The sequence below is a fragment of the Streptococcus mitis genome (assembly GCF_001074635.1).
Taxonomy (GTDB): Bacteria; Bacillota; Bacilli; order Lactobacillales; family Streptococcaceae; genus Streptococcus; species Streptococcus mitis_E.
In genome coordinates this window covers 1-13927 of sequence record NZ_JUQO01000050.1, presented here as the reverse complement: position 1 = coordinate 13927, position 13927 = coordinate 1, and the positions used below count along the sequence as shown (strand labels likewise).

The following is a 13927-nucleotide window of genomic DNA, read 5'->3' as shown; positions in this document are numbered from 1 at the left end:
ATAAACAAGCAAATGGATTGGCTTTTAGACTTTAGGAGGTCTTATGAAATTATTAGAAGAGCGCATCCTCAAGGATGGGCATATCTTGGGTGATAACATCCTCAAGGTGGATTCCTTTTTAACCCACCAAGTTGACTTTAGCTTGATGAGAGAGATTGGTAAGGTTTTTGCGGAAAAATTTGCTTCTGCTTGCATTACCAAGGTCGTGACCATTGAAGCGTCAGGTATTGCCCCTGCCATTTTTACAGCTGAAGCCTTAAACGTTCCCATGATTTTCGCTAAAAAAGCTAAAAACATCACTATGAACGAAGGTATCTTAACTGCCGAAGTTTACTCCTTTACCAAGCAAGTGACCAGCACTGTTTCTATCGCTGGAAAATTCCTCTCACCAGAGGACAAGGTCTTGATTATCGACGATTTCCTTGCTAATGGCCAAGCTGCCAAATGCTTGATTCAAATCATCGAACAGGCTGGAGCAACAGTCGAAGCTATCGGTATTGTGATTGAAAAATCTTTCCAAGATGGTCGTGATCTGCTTGAAAAAGCAGGCTACCCTGTTCTATCACTCGCTCGTTTGGATCGTTTTGAAAATGGTCAAGTCATATTTAAGGAGGCAGATCTCTAATGCAAACTCAAGAAAAACACTCGCAAGCAGCCGTTCTTGGCTTGCAGCACTTACTAGCCATGTACTCAGGATCCATCCTGGTTCCTATCATGATTGCGACAGCCCTTGGCTATTCAACTGAGCAGTTGACCTACCTGATTTCCACTGATATCTTCATGTGTGGTGTGGCAACCTTCCTCCAACTCCAACTCAACAAATACTTTGGTATTGGACTCCCAGTCGTTCTTGGAGTCGCCTTTCAGTCGGTCGCTCCCTTGATTATGATTGGGCAAAGCCATGGTAGTGGTGCTATGTTTGGTGCCCTTATCGCATCAGGGATTTACGTGGTTCTTGTTTCAGGCATCTTCTCAAAAGTGGCCAATCTCTTCCCTTCTATCGTAACAGGATCTGTTATTACTACGATTGGTTTAACCTTGATCCCTGTCGCTATTGGAAATATGGGAAATAACGTTCCAGAGCCAACTGGTCAAAGTCTCTTGCTTGCAGCTATCACTGTTTTGATTATCCTCTTGATTAACATCTTTACTAAAGGATTTATCAAGTCTATCTCTATTTTGATTGGTCTGGTTGTTGGAACTGCCATCGCTGCTAGCATGGGCTTGGTTGACTTCTCTCCTGTTGCGGCAGCGCCTCTTGTCCATGTCCCAACTCCACTCTACTTTGGGATGCCAACTTTTGAAATCTCATCGATTGTCATGATGTGTATCATCGCAACCGTTTCTATGGTTGAGTCTACCGGTGTTTACCTAGCCTTGTCTGATATCACAAAAGATCCGATCGACAGCACACGCCTGCGCAACGGTTACCGCGCAGAAGGTTTGGCCGTACTTCTCGGAGGAATCTTTAACACCTTCCCTTACACAGGATTTTCACAAAACGTTGGTTTGGTTAAATTATCAGGTATCAAGACTCGTCTTCCAATCTACTACGCGGCTGGTTTCCTGGTTCTCCTTGGACTCCTTCCTAAGTTTGGCGCCCTTGCCCAAATCATTCCGAGCCCTGTCCTCGGTGGTGCCATGCTGGTGATGTTTGGTTTTGTATCGATTCAAGGGATGCAAATCCTCTCCCGTGTTGACTTTGCTAACAATGAACACAACTTCCTTATAGCAGCTGTATCAATCGCTGCAGGTGTCGGACTCAACAACAGTAATCTCTTTGTCAACATGCCAACAGCCTTCCAAATGTTCTTCTCAAACGGAATCGTCGTAGCCAGCCTACTCGCCATTGTCCTCAATGCAGTATTAAATCATAAAAAGAAATGAGAAAAAGAGGTGTGAACCTCTTTTTTGTTTCTCTATATCCTTACCTGTCTGTCTTCTGACCGCTGGCCTGTGACAAACATGGTAAAGGTTGCTTTGCAGACGTTTCTGCCTTCTTGATTGGTGATATCGACATCCACTACACAGGTTGTACGACCTTGATGGACGCATTCTCCTTTAATGGTCAACACATCGTCGAGTTTTCCTGCCTTGAGGTAGTTGATAGAAGATTGGAGTGTCACCCCATCAAGCCCCAGCGAGATAACCACCAAACCACTGATTTGGTCACAGAGTGTGAAAAGATAGCCACCATGGGCATTGCCATAGTAGTTGAGCGACGAGTCCACTACTTTGGTCGTCACCACAACGTGACCATCTCTCATTTGTTCAATTTCGTAATTTTCAAAGGCAGATATAGCGTCAAAATGAAAGTCTTTCATCGTTTCCTCCTGATATTTCAAACGACACTATGATACTACTTTTTATAGGACTGTGCAAGGAGAAAGCTCCTAGTCTGATAAAATTCCGACCTGTTCCACAAAGCGCATAAAGGCTGCCTGTCCTTGTTCTGTCTGCTTGTAGACTCCTGCGTCCTCAAGCACACGTGCAAAGATAGCACCAACAGAGTCCTTGACGATTTCAAGTACTTTTTCTTTATCTGTTATGTCTGGATATTGGGCTCTAAGTTGGTCTGCCCATTCCTGATGATAATCGGCAACTGTATCAGCTTCTCCTACAAGATAGCTAGCAACTTGCTCCACTTCTTCTTTCAAACGTGGTGGCAAGATTGCCAAGCCCATGACCTCAATCAAGCCGATATTTTCCTTCTTGATATGTTGGACATCCTTGTGAGGATGATAGATGCCATCAGGATGTTCTGCAGAAGTCTGATTGTTCCTCAAGACCAAGTCCAACTCAAACTGTCCATCACGCTTACGCGCTATAGGTGTGATGGTGTGATGCGGTGTCCCGTCTGTTTCTGCCAAAATCTGCACGGCAGGATCTGAATACTGACGCCATTCCTGCAAAATCTTGTCAGCTAAGTTGATCAAATCTTCTTTGGAATCCGAAGTCAAACGCAACACTGACATAGGCCACTTGACAATTCCAGCCTTGACCTGCTCAAAACCTGCAAATTGAAAAGTCTTTTGCAAGGGAGCCAATTCCATCGGAAAGACGTGACGGCCTCCCTGATAATGATCATGAGTTAGAATAGAGCCCCCAACAATCGGTAGGTCGGCATTAGAGCCAGCAAAATATCCTGGAAACTGCTCTACGATAGTCAGCAGACGCTCAAAACTCTGACGACTAATGGCCATGGGACGATGTTGGCCATCTAAGAAAATACAGTGCTCATTAAAATAAGCAAAGGGCGAATACTGGAAGCCCCACTCCTGACCAGCCATTTCAAAGCGGATAATTCGGTGATTGCTACGGGCTGGGTGGTTGACTCGACCATGGTAGCCCTCATTCTCTAGACAAAGCTGACACTGAGGATAATTACTAGCTTGCACCAACTTGGCTGCCGCAATCTCTTTGGGATCCTTTTCAGGCTTAGAGAGGTTGATGGTAATTTCAAGCTCACCGTAATCAGATGGAACACGATAAGCGATATTTTTAGCAATGGCCTTGAGTTTGATGTAGTCATTTTTTTGACTGAGTTGGTAAAAATCCTCTATCGCTTGCTCAGGAGAGTGGGCGTAGGTTGCCCAAAAGTCACTATTGACCTGACTCGGACAAGGAGTCATCAAGTCCAGCAGTTCAGCACCAAGGATTTCACGCGCAGTCTGACTATCTTCAATCGTCTCTAATCGAACGGCTTCCTCAACCAGCTTGTCCTTGAGGTCAATCACTTTATCCAGATCCGTCTCAACTTCCAAAACACCGTCTCCCACTCGTGCCAAGACACGATTGGTCAGGTAGATTCGATCCATTTCCTCAAATGAACTTTCAGAAATGACATGTGTTACAAATTTATCTACTAAGGTCACCATAAAGCCTCCTTTTGACTAGTCAAGGACGCGAGTGCCACCTGCAACTTCAGCGATATAGAAACTTGGAGCGTAGCCAACTACTTCTTCGTAATGCTTGCCTACAGCTTCCTTAAAGGTATCAACAGCATCTTTTTGCACCAAAGCAATGGCACAGCCGCCAAAACCAGCCCCTGTCATACGAGCACCGAGAACTCCTTCTTGTCCCCAAGCTGTATGAACAAGAGTATCCAATTCCAAACCAGTTACTTCATAGTCATGCTCTAGGGAAACGTGTGACGCATTCATCAAACGACCAAATGTTTCCAAATCTCCTGCTTGAAGGGCTGCTTGAGCTTTGAGGGTACGTTGGTTTTCAAGCACAGCATGGCGAGCACGTTTCAAACGATTTTCATCTTTAATCAGATAGCTGTATTGGTCAAAGGCCCACTCGTCCAATTCACCCAAAGTCTGAATATCTAAGGCAACTTGCAATTCTTTCACTGCCTTTTCACACTCAGCACGACGTTCATTGTATTTAGAGTCCGCCAATTCACGGCGTTTGTTAGTGTTCATGATAACAACGACATTGTCCTTCAAATCAAGTGGCACCAAGTCATACTCCAAGGTGTTGGTATCTAGATAAATAGCACGTTGGTCAGCCCCCATACCAATAGCAAACTGGTCCATGATACCAGAGTTGACTCCGATAAAGTTATTTTCTGTTTGTTTTCCAATTTTAACCAAATCGAGACGGTCTAATTTTAAATCAAAGAGATGCTCTGCCACGACTCCTGTCAAAAGTTCCAAGGATGCTGAAGAAGACAAGCCAGCACCATTTGGGATATTCCCATAAACATAAAAATCAAAACCTTTGTCAATCACATACCCAGCTTCTTGCAAGAAATGAAGAACTCCTTTTGGATAATTGGTCCAGTTGTGCTCTTTTTCAAACTTGAGGTCAGCGAGAGGCACTTCGATAATACCCTTGTCCTCAAAGTTAGCTGAGTAGAAACGCAAGACTTGATCGTCACGCTTGCGAGCTACGCCGTAAGTTCCCAAGGAAATAGCAGCAGGAAAAACGTGCCCACCGTTGTAGTCTGTGTGTTCACCAATCAGATTGATACGACCTGGTGAGAAGAAAGTTTGGTCTGCTTCTTGACCAAAAACAGCAAGAAAGTCTTTACGAAGAGCTTCAGCAGTAAGATGTTGTGTCATATGAATTCTCCTTTTACTGTCCGTTAAGTCACCTTAACGTGTAATCGTTTTCTTCTATTGTATCCAAGGGATTTTCCAAGGTCAATCCTTTTTACTAAACTTTTACTAAAATATCGGTAAAAGGCAGAAAAAATATGATATACTAACATAAAAGAAGGAGGATTTATGGCTACCTTAAAAGACATTGCACAGCTAGCCTCTGTCTCTATCGCGACCGTATCCCGTGTCCTCAACCGCGACCAGAGTCTATCTGTTACAGAAGAAACCAGGCACCGTATTTTAACCGTTGCTGAAGAGTTAGGCTACACCAAACACCTCAAGACAGGCGAGTCCCACAAGCCCAAGCAAAAGATTGCCATTATCCAATGGGTCAGCGAACAAGGGGAGTTGGACGATCTCTACTACTACCAGATTCGCCTAGGAATAGAAAAAAGAGCCCAAGAACTGGACTATGATATCTTGCGCTATTTTAATGACCATCCTTTTACACTAAGCGAGGAGGTGATTGGGATTCTCTGCATCGGAAAGTTTAGTCGAGCTCAGATTTCTGCCTTTGAAGAATACCAAAAGCCTCTTGTCTTTCTAGACAGTGATACCCTCTCACTGGGACACACCTGCATTATCACGGACTTTTACACTGCCATGAAACAGGTTGTCGATTATTTCCTCAGTCAAGGGATGGACCGTATTGGGATTCTAACAGGCCTTGAAGAAACAACCGACCAAGAAGAAATCATTCAGGACAAGCGGCTGGAAAATTTTAAGAACTACAGTCAAACAAAGGGAATCTATCATGATGAACTGGTCTTTCAAGGAAGCTTTACCGCCCAGTCTGGCTATGACTTAATGAAGGAGGCCATTCAGAACTTAGGAGACCAACTCCCGCCAGCCTTTTTCGCAGCCAGCGATAGTTTAGCCATCGGTGCCCTCCGTGCCCTCCAAGAAGCTGGAATCAGCCTACCAGACCGCGTCAGCCTCATTTCCTTTAACGACACTAGTCTGACCAAACAAGTTTATCCTCCCCTTTCTAGCATCACGGTTTATACTGAAGAAATGGGCCGAGCAGGTATGGATATTCTTAACAAGGAAGTACTCCACGGTCGGAAAATCCCTAGTCTAACCATGCTGGGAACCAGACTGACTCTGAGAGAGAGTACAAAGAATGATTAGAATTACAAAACGACCGCTAGCAAGGCTGTTTCTCTAATAATCTCTATGATTCCGCTCCAACTCACACCTTTCGCTTATGTGCTTGGTGACTTTCTAGATCAACATCAACTTCAATGGTAATATTTTGAAAGCCACAATCTTTGAGGAAAATTCGAATAGATTCTTTACAAGTTTCCATATGCTCCATCTCTTTTAAACAAACATGGACAATGGCATTTTTTTCCAAACCATCCATAGTCCAGAGATTAAGCTGATTGATACTAGCGACATGATCCAATTCTGCTAAATCCGTCTTGATCTTCTGGATATCTACTCCTTCTGGCACTGCATCGAGGAATATCTTGAGCGTGCTCCAAAAACGTGGAAGGGCTTTTGACAGAATAAAGAAGGAAATAGCAATAGACAAGAGCGGATCCAAGATATACCAATCGGTAAATCGAAGAACAATGGCCATCAGGATGACAGCCACCCAACCCAAGGTATCTTCCAGAAAGTGCAGGCTGAGAATGGATTCGTTCTTGGTTTGTCCTTTGCGAATGACGAGACTCGCTAGCACATTGATAGTAATCGCAATAATTCCTAACCAGAAAATCCCCTCATCATTGACCGATTGTGGATGAAAGATTTTCGCTATATTTTCCAAAATCACTAGGATGGATCCTGTGATAAGAATCACAGCAGTCACCAGGGCCCCTAAAAGACTAAATCGCTTGTAACCCAAGGTGTAATGCCTATCTTCTTCACGATTGGAGATTGTTTCTAGAAGGGCTGATATGCCAATGGCTATAGCATCTCCCAAGTCATGAACAGAATCAGCGAGAACGGCACTCGAACCAAATATTCCTCCTGCGATAAACTCAACAATAGCATAGCTTAAATTTAAGAAAAAAGCTATCCAAACAGTATATTTTGCCTTCATCTTTCTCATTCCTTTGTTATAATAGATTTATGAACACCTTGTTCATTATCATTATCCACTAAAACTCAAAGAAAGGATAGAAGCAAAAGGTCAGCTTTATTCAGTTCTGAACAATTTGCCTCAAGTGTCTATATGACTAAGATTGACCGCCGTATCAGCAAAACAAAAAAAGCCATCTTTCAAGCTTTTCTACAACTTTTGAACGATAAGGGCTACGAATCCACTACAGTTCAGGATATCATTGAACTCGCAGATGTTGGACGTTCCACCTTTTACTGTCACTATGAGAGCAAGGAACTACTTCTGGACGAGCTTTGCCGCTACCTCTTTCATCATCTCTTTGAAAGAGAGCAACCCATTTCAACTGAGGACTACCTCGCCCACCTCTTTCTTCATTTTCAGAAAAACCAAGACCATATCACCAGTCTGCTATTTTCCAAAAATGACTACTTCCTCCGTCAACTCCATAAAGAGCTAGAACACCATGTCTATCCCATGTTGGCTGATGAGTTAAAAGAAGCCCACACTAATCTGCCTACTTCTTACCTCCAACACTTGGTCGTGTCCAACTTTATCGAGACATTGACCTGGTGGCTCAAAAAAGGACAAGACTTTACATACCAGGAAGTTGTCCAGTTTTATCTAGACCTTCTCATTCCTAAAAATTGAATACAGAGTAGAGCTCAGTTGCCTTATTTCTAGGCTACTGAGTTTTTATCTTTTCAACAATCAAAAAAGCCCAGACAACATTGTCTGAGCGTTCTTCTATATGGTCGTTTAACAAAGTTGAGTTTGACATTTTCAAACTATTTCTTCAACAAACCTTGTTCTTGTAGAAACTCCTTGGCTACTTGTTCTGCTGACTTGCCTTCAACACCGACTTGGTAGTTGAGCTGGCTCATCTGGCTTTCAGTAATTTTACCAGCCAATTTATTGAGAACTGTTTCCAACTCTGGATGTTTCTTGAGAAGAGCTTCTTTCATCAGTGGAGCCCCTTGGTAAGGTGGGAAGAGTTGCTTGTCATCTTCCAAGACCTGCAAATCATAACGCGCCAACTCTGCATCGGTTGAATAGGCGTCCGTGATTTGAATATCGCCTGACTGAATTGCCTGATAGCGAAGAGCTGGCTCCATAGTCGCTACATTGAGATTGAGACCGTACATTGATTGCAAGCCCTTATTGCCATCTTCACGGTCATTAAATTCGAGTGTAAAACCTGCCTTCAGTTGCCCTTCCACTTTTTTCAAGTCCGAAATGGTCTTCAAGCCATATTCTTGAGCAATCTTTTTCGGAACAGCTACAGCATAGGTATTTTGATAAGACATTGGTTTGAGATAAGCTAGATGATCCTGTTTGGCGATACCATCACGCGCCACCTGATAAACCTGCTCTGGCTCATGACCTACTTTAGGTGATGGTTGAAGTAAGCTTTCAGTCACCGTACCTGTAAATTCAGGATAGATGTCAATATCGCCTTTTTTCAAAGCTTCATAAAGAAAGCTTGTTTTCCCAAAATTTGGTTTAACAGTCGCAGTCATACTGGTGTTTTCTTCAATCAGCAACTTATACATATTGGCCAAGATTTCTGGTTCTGGACCCAATTTCCCAGCAATGACCAAGTTTTCTTTTTCTTTTTGAGCTAAGAGGGCTGGGCTATAAGACAAACCAAGCAATATGGTCACCAAGGCAAAACCAGAAAAAATCGTCCGCAATTTTGCTTTTTCCATCACTTTTAGTAGGAAGTTAAAGGCAATAGCAAGTACTGCAGAAGAAAGGGCCCCGATCAAAATCAGACTGGCATTATTACGGTCAATTCCCAAAAGGATAAAGGAACCCAGCCCCCCTGCACCAATCAAGGCAGCCAAGGTTGCCGTACCGATAATCAAGACAGCTGCCGTCCGAATCCCAGACATCATAACAGGCATGGCAAGTGGAAGTTCAAACTTCTTGAGACGTTCCCATCTGGTCATCCCAAAGGCAATCCCAGCCTCTTGCAGGTTCGGATCAATTCCTTTCAGCCCAGTGATGGTATTTTGCAAAATCGGAAAAATCGCATAAATCACTAGAGCTGTCAAAGCCGGTAAGGTCCCAATTCCCATCAAGGGGATAAATAGTCCCAACAAGGCCAGTGACGGGATAGTCTGGAAAATCCCTGCAATCTGCAAAACCCAATCCGCCAACTTCTCATGATAGCGAAGATAAACAGCCAAAGGAATCGCGATAAAAATAGCTAGTAACAGGGTCAAAAGTGACAACTGCAAATGTTGAGATAGAGCTGTCAACCAATCACTAAAACGATCCTGAAAAGTTGCAATTAAATTAGTCATGAACACTACCTCCAAACAAGTCTGCTACAAATTCTGTTGCAGGGGCTTTTAAAATGGTCTCGGGATTCGCTACCTGGCGAATCTCTCCATCCTGCAAGACAGCAATACGGTCCGCCAACTTCAAAGCTTCATCCGTATCATGGGTTACAAAAATCGTTGTCATCCCAAATTCTTTATGCAATTCTTTCGTCAGAATCTGCAACTGTTTTCTCGAAATAGCATCCAAGGCTGAAAAAGGTTCATCCATGAGGAGAATCTTAGGCTGACCAATCATAGCACGAACAATACCGACCCGTTGCTGTTCTCCACCAGATAATTCACTAGGCAAACGATGCCCATACTCAGCTACTGGTAAACCAACCTTTACCAAAAGCTCTTCTGTTTTCTGAGCAATTTCTTCCTTAGTCCAGCCCTTCATCTCAGGAATCAGGGCAATATTTTCCGCGACCGTTAGATTAGGAAAGAGAGCAATAGCCTGTAAAACATAACCAGTAGAAAGACGAAGTTCACGCTCATCATAGTCTTTGATACGCTTGCCATCCATATAAATATTTCCATCAGTCGGTTCCAAGAGGCGGTTGACCATCTTAATCATGGTCGTCTTACCGGATCCAGATGGACCAACTAAAACCATAAACTCGCCATTCTCAATTCGTAAATTGACATCTCTCAAGATATCTTTTTCTGTGTAGCGTAGCGCCACATTTTTGTATTCAATCATTCTTTGTCCTCATTTAAAACTTCCCTCGATTGGTCAAGTCTTCTACCTTAGGCATGACTTCCTTATTGTCCCAATGCTCCACAATTTTCCCGTTTTCTAGACGAAAGATATCGTACTGGGCATAGGCAACTCCATCAATCTGAGTCTGACCATAGCTAACCACATAGTTTCCTTGTCCTAAGAGTTGGAAAACAAAGTCAAAAGTGGCCTTTACTTATAAACAGCTAATTTGCTCCATTTTAAACCTCATTTTCCTCCTCTTTTAGATTAGCCAAAATTCTTTCTTGAAAGGCTTCAAACTGACGAATTTCTTCCTCTGAAAATCCTTTGTAAAAGATCGTATCCAATTTCTGACTGACACGACGCCCCACTTCTTTCTGAGACTTCCCCAACTCTGTTAAAACCAAATACTTCTTACGCTTATCTTCTCCACATGGACTAATAGTTACAAGATTTTGTTCCTCAAGCTTTTTTATCATCGTCGTCAGTGTATTGTTAGCAAGCCCAGTTTCCAGAGCAATATCTGTCGCAGTTGCGCAGCCAGTTTCACTATTCCATAAAACCGCTAAAATCTTCCCCTGTTCACTCCGATAAAGAGCTTCAGGATCCCGACTTAGTAACTTTTGAAAAATCCGCCCATTCAACAAACGAATATGATGGGCTACCAAATGACTATCTTTCATGACACCTCCAATTTATTTCCATATCGAAACGAATAAAATAATTGTAACACTCATCATTCTAACTGTCAACTATTTCGATTTAGAAATAATTTTTTCCAGTAAAAAATCTCCCACCCAAGGTAGAAGATTCTAATCTTATAAACTTAATCCGTCATGTCCGATACCAACGTTCGATGCTCCAATGGAACACTGCACATAACTAGCAAGAAAATGAAACCTGACTGAATCCAGAAGAGAGCCAAGTCAAAGATTCCGTGCACAGCAACCACTGTAAGGAAAGACAGATAAAGACCGATAATCGGACGTTTCCCCGACTCCTGACTCATATCCATCATCAAGCGAACAGGAGCAACAGAAGACAAAACTAATAAAATAGTCCCTACAATTCCGTAACTCAGAATCGTATCAATATAAAGACTGTGAGCATGTTCATGATAAGGAGCATTTATCCGAGGATACGAGTGCATGTAGGTCAATGGCCCCTCGCCCCAAAAAGGATTTTGCTTAAACAAGGCCATCCCAGCATCCCAGATAGAAATTCGTTCTTCCATAGAAGAGTCTAAAGTCCCCATCCGAACTCCTAAATCACTGGAAAAGAGGAAGCTCAAGCCAATCGCAAAGACCCCAATACTAAGCCAAAAGGCCTTCCAGTTTTTAATGGTCGTAAAGAGATAGATGATTGCTCCAGCGATAATAGCAGGAAAGGCAGTTCGATTTTGAGTAAAGTTCAATCCAAAGAGATTCACAAAGCCTGCAAACACACAGAATACTTTCAACCAATTCAACTTGGTCGTTGTAAACAGATAGAAGGCAATCATGATACAGAAACAACAAATAATTCCATAATAATTAGGATTAAAGAAGGTCACTTCTGCACGATTCTGATGCCACACCTGCATATTGGGTGAAAGAAAAGCATAATTAAATTTCTTCACAATTTGGAAATGTTCTAAACTCGCAAAAGCAGCTGACAAGACGCTACCAAACAAGACGAGCTGCAAAATCAATCGAAAGAATTTATGTGATAAAATCGACTGATAGTGCAAAAAGAAAACAGTAAATAGAAAAATTCCTACTGAAGCCACAACTCCCATCCAATTTTGTGCAAAAACGGATATAACAGTACTATAGCCAAGAAAAAGAAGCAGCATCGGATGCTCCCCCATTTTCTGAAGAATACTTTTCATGTCTCCTGTGAAAATTAAACTGATAATATATAAACAGAATACAACTACAAAAAGATAAAAGGGTAAAAAGATACTCAGGATAATTCCCAATAAAATCAGCTCTTTACTAGACAACCCTTTCAGCTTTTCAATAAAGCCTATTGATTTCAAAATGAATCCTTTCTCTCCAAATCAGTTGATTCAGATAATAGTAAGCTACCCTATATTGTACCACTTTTTTAGCAATTTGAAAACAAAGGAAACGTTTTCTAAAATAAAAACCCTATTTTATCAACCATATCAAGGCTTCAAAATGTTACTTCAATTCCGTTCTCAATTACCCGATAAGTCTGATTTTGCAAATCAATTTCTGCTACTGCTGTTACGGACTTATCTTTATTTTGACGCTTGATTACAATGCTGTGGGCTGTTGGTGTTTCAACGTCAATAGTTCCTTCTAAATCAAATGCTACTGATCGATTACGGAAAGAAAATAGATTGAGAAGTGCCTTCACTACAGGACGTTGGACCTCTTCTGCTATTTCCTCATTGCTATAGTAATGACGATTAATATTTCGACCTTCTTTAGTTTCTTCTAATAATTTCAAATCATTCTTTCCTGCTAATATACCTACATAGTAAACCTGAGGAATACCTGGGGCAAAAGCTTGAATTAATCGTGCAAGGAAATACTTGACATCATCATCTCCAAGCGCAGAATAATAGGTTGAATTGATTTGGTAGATATCTAGATTGTTATACTCTGCACTAGAGTACTTACGTTTGACATTAGCTCCAACCTTATAGAGCTCATTTGAAGCATATTCGATTTCCTCATCAGTCAGGATATCCTTGACATCCACCACTCCAATCCCATCATGGGTGTCTAGCGTCGTAAATTGCTTCATTGGGCTCATCTTTAACCACTTAGCCAAACGCTCTGTTCTGGAACTGTAAAGAGTATAAAGTGTCACCATTGGAAGAGCAAAATCATAAACATAGTAATCATGGTCTGCTATTTTAAACTGAATCGAATAGTGTTCATGAATCTCAGGTAAAAGCTCTGTCCCATACTCAGCAGCGATATCTCGAACTTTGTCCAGTAAATCCCAAATATCTGGTTCTACAAAGAAATCATTAGTATCCAATTTCTTCACTGCATAAGCAAAGGCATCTAGACGAATCAAATCACACCCATTACTTGCCAAGTGCTGAATGGTCTTACGGATAAATTCCATCGTTACTTCTTTGGTCACATCAAGATCAATCTGCTCCTCACCAAAGGTATTCCACAAATGTTCCACTGACCCATCTTCAAAGACAATCTCTTGCTTTGGTGCACGATTCTTACGCTTGTAAATTAAGTCTACATCAGCTTGTGTCGGACGATTTTCCGGCCAAAACTTATCCCAGTTTAAAAAGAGATCTTTAAATTCACTGGCTTCATGTTTTTCTTGATAGTCCTTATAATACTTGGATTGACGAGAAATATGATTAATCATAAAGTCAAACATAAGATAATATTTCTCACCTAAACGCTTAATATCCTCCCAATCACCAAAAGCTGAGTCCACTTCGTCGTAGTCAACTGGCGCAAATCCACGATCACCTGTTGATGGGAAAAATGGTAAAAGGTGAACTCCTCCAATAGCATCTCCAAAATGCTCTTCCAAATTCTCATATAAGTCTTTAAGATTATTTCCCAGACTATCTGAATAGGTAATCAACATGGTTTTATTCTGAATTGGCATCATTACTCTCCTTTTTCTAATTGAAGCCAAGTCTCATATGACCTGGCTTCGTAAATCAAATTCATGTTATACTCTTCGAAAATCTCTTCAAACCACGTCAGCTTCCATCTGCAACCTC

At 41.9% G+C, this 13927-nt stretch carries 13 protein-coding genes and 1 pseudogene; 4 read left to right on the top strand and 10 right to left on the bottom strand.

The genetic code is table 11. The annotated features are described in order from the left end of the window. Positions 1-43: 43 nt before the first annotated feature. Together ADI58_RS01870 and ADI58_RS01865 are read left to right on the top strand one after the other, a co-directional pair. Entirely contained in the window at positions 44-625 is a 582-nt protein-coding gene (locus ADI58_RS01870; protein ID WP_049521243.1) for a xanthine phosphoribosyltransferase, read from the top strand. After that, on the top strand, positions 625-1887 hold the full coding sequence (locus ADI58_RS01865; RefSeq protein WP_049521242.1) for a nucleobase:cation symporter-2 family protein: 1263 nt from the start codon (positions 625-627) through the stop codon (positions 1885-1887). Before ADI58_RS01870 ends, ADI58_RS01865 begins: the two co-directional genes overlap by 1 nt. Before the next feature lie 32 nt (positions 1888-1919). Here ADI58_RS01865 and ADI58_RS01860 read toward each other — a convergent pair whose 3' ends face one another. From ADI58_RS01860 to ADI58_RS01850, 3 genes are all read right to left on the bottom strand, one after another. Next, on the bottom strand, positions 1920-2324 hold the full coding sequence (locus tag ADI58_RS01860) for a PaaI family thioesterase (protein ID WP_000651223.1): 405 nt from the start codon (positions 2322-2324) through the stop codon (positions 1920-1922). 69 nt (positions 2325-2393) lie between these two features. Beyond that, positions 2394-3875 (bottom strand): UDP-glucose--hexose-1-phosphate uridylyltransferase, encoded by a 1482-nt coding sequence (locus ADI58_RS01855; RefSeq protein WP_049521244.1) that lies wholly within the window; start codon positions 3873-3875, stop codon positions 2394-2396. Positions 3876-3893: 18 nt separating this feature from the next. Continuing rightward, positions 3894-5072, bottom strand: a complete 1179-nt coding sequence (locus ADI58_RS01850; protein WP_049521241.1) for a galactokinase — start codon at positions 5070-5072, stop codon at positions 3894-3896. Between the two features lie 165 nt (positions 5073-5237). On the opposite strand from ADI58_RS01850, the gene galR reads away from it, so the two are divergent. Further along, a complete protein-coding gene (gene galR / locus ADI58_RS01845) occupies positions 5238-6242 on the top strand; it encodes a DNA-binding transcriptional regulator GalR (RefSeq protein ID WP_049521240.1) in 1005 nt (334 codons plus the stop codon). Between the two features lie 61 nt (positions 6243-6303). Here galR and ADI58_RS01840 read toward each other — a convergent pair whose 3' ends face one another. Further along, entirely contained in the window at positions 6304-7161 is an 858-nt protein-coding gene (locus ADI58_RS01840) for a cation diffusion facilitator family transporter (RefSeq protein WP_049521239.1), read from the bottom strand. A gap of 132 nt (positions 7162-7293) precedes the next feature. Here ADI58_RS01840 and ADI58_RS01835 point away from each other — a divergent pair, with 132 nt between their 5' ends. After that, positions 7294-7830 (top strand): TetR/AcrR family transcriptional regulator, encoded by a 537-nt coding sequence (locus ADI58_RS01835; protein ID WP_033676414.1) that lies wholly within the window; start codon positions 7294-7296, stop codon positions 7828-7830. Positions 7831-7967: 137 nt separating this feature from the next. Here ADI58_RS01835 and ADI58_RS01830 read toward each other — a convergent pair whose 3' ends face one another. The 6 genes and pseudogenes from ADI58_RS01830 to gtfA form a co-directional block, all read right to left on the bottom strand. After that, positions 7968-9488: an ABC transporter permease/substrate-binding protein gene (locus ADI58_RS01830; protein WP_049521238.1), complete on the bottom strand. Its 1521-nt coding sequence runs from the start codon at positions 9486-9488 to the stop codon at positions 7968-7970. Next, entirely contained in the window at positions 9481-10209 is a 729-nt protein-coding gene (locus tag ADI58_RS01825; RefSeq protein ID WP_049521237.1) for an ATP-binding cassette domain-containing protein, read from the bottom strand. Before ADI58_RS01825 ends, ADI58_RS01830 begins: the two co-directional genes overlap by 8 nt. A gap of 13 nt (positions 10210-10222) precedes the next feature. Continuing rightward, a pseudogene (locus ADI58_RS10550) lies at positions 10223-10414 on the bottom strand (nuclear transport factor 2 family protein); the annotation flags it as partial. Positions 10415-10448: 34 nt separating this feature from the next. Continuing rightward, positions 10449-10892 (bottom strand): MarR family winged helix-turn-helix transcriptional regulator, encoded by a 444-nt coding sequence (locus ADI58_RS01820; protein ID WP_049521236.1) that lies wholly within the window; start codon positions 10890-10892, stop codon positions 10449-10451. Between the two features lie 143 nt (positions 10893-11035). Next, positions 11036-12229 (bottom strand): O-antigen ligase family protein, encoded by a 1194-nt coding sequence (locus ADI58_RS01815; protein ID WP_004242420.1) that lies wholly within the window; start codon positions 12227-12229, stop codon positions 11036-11038. Positions 12230-12366: 137 nt separating this feature from the next. Further along, a complete protein-coding gene (gene gtfA, locus ADI58_RS01810; RefSeq protein WP_049521235.1) occupies positions 12367-13809 on the bottom strand; it encodes a sucrose phosphorylase in 1443 nt (480 codons plus the stop codon). Between the last annotated feature and the right edge of the window lie 118 nt (positions 13810-13927).

Coding starts and splice junctions, on each gene's coding strand:
- ADI58_RS01860 (WP_000651223.1), bottom strand. CDS start 2,324: ATGAAAGACTTTCATTTTGACGCTATATCTGCCTTTGAAAATTACGAA.
- ADI58_RS01840 (WP_049521239.1), bottom strand. CDS start 7,161: ATGAAGGCAAAATATACTGTTTGGATAGCTTTTTTCTTAAATTTAAGC.
- ADI58_RS01870 (WP_049521243.1), top strand. CDS start 44: ATGAAATTATTAGAAGAGCGCATCCTCAAGGATGGGCATATCTTGGGT.
- ADI58_RS01825 (WP_049521237.1), bottom strand. CDS start 10,209: ATGATTGAATACAAAAATGTGGCGCTACGCTACACAGAAAAAGATATC.
- gtfA (WP_049521235.1), bottom strand. CDS start 13,809: ATGCCAATTCAGAATAAAACCATGTTGATTACCTATTCAGATAGTCTG.
- ADI58_RS01835 (WP_033676414.1), top strand. CDS start 7,294: ATGACTAAGATTGACCGCCGTATCAGCAAAACAAAAAAAGCCATCTTT.
- ADI58_RS01820 (WP_049521236.1), bottom strand. CDS start 10,892: ATGAAAGATAGTCATTTGGTAGCCCATCATATTCGTTTGTTGAATGGG.
- ADI58_RS01865 (WP_049521242.1), top strand. CDS start 625: ATGCAAACTCAAGAAAAACACTCGCAAGCAGCCGTTCTTGGCTTGCAG.
- ADI58_RS01850 (WP_049521241.1), bottom strand. CDS start 5,072: ATGACACAACATCTTACTGCTGAAGCTCTTCGTAAAGACTTTCTTGCT.
- galR (WP_049521240.1), top strand. CDS start 5,238: ATGGCTACCTTAAAAGACATTGCACAGCTAGCCTCTGTCTCTATCGCG.
- ADI58_RS01830 (WP_049521238.1), bottom strand. CDS start 9,488: ATGACTAATTTAATTGCAACTTTTCAGGATCGTTTTAGTGATTGGTTG.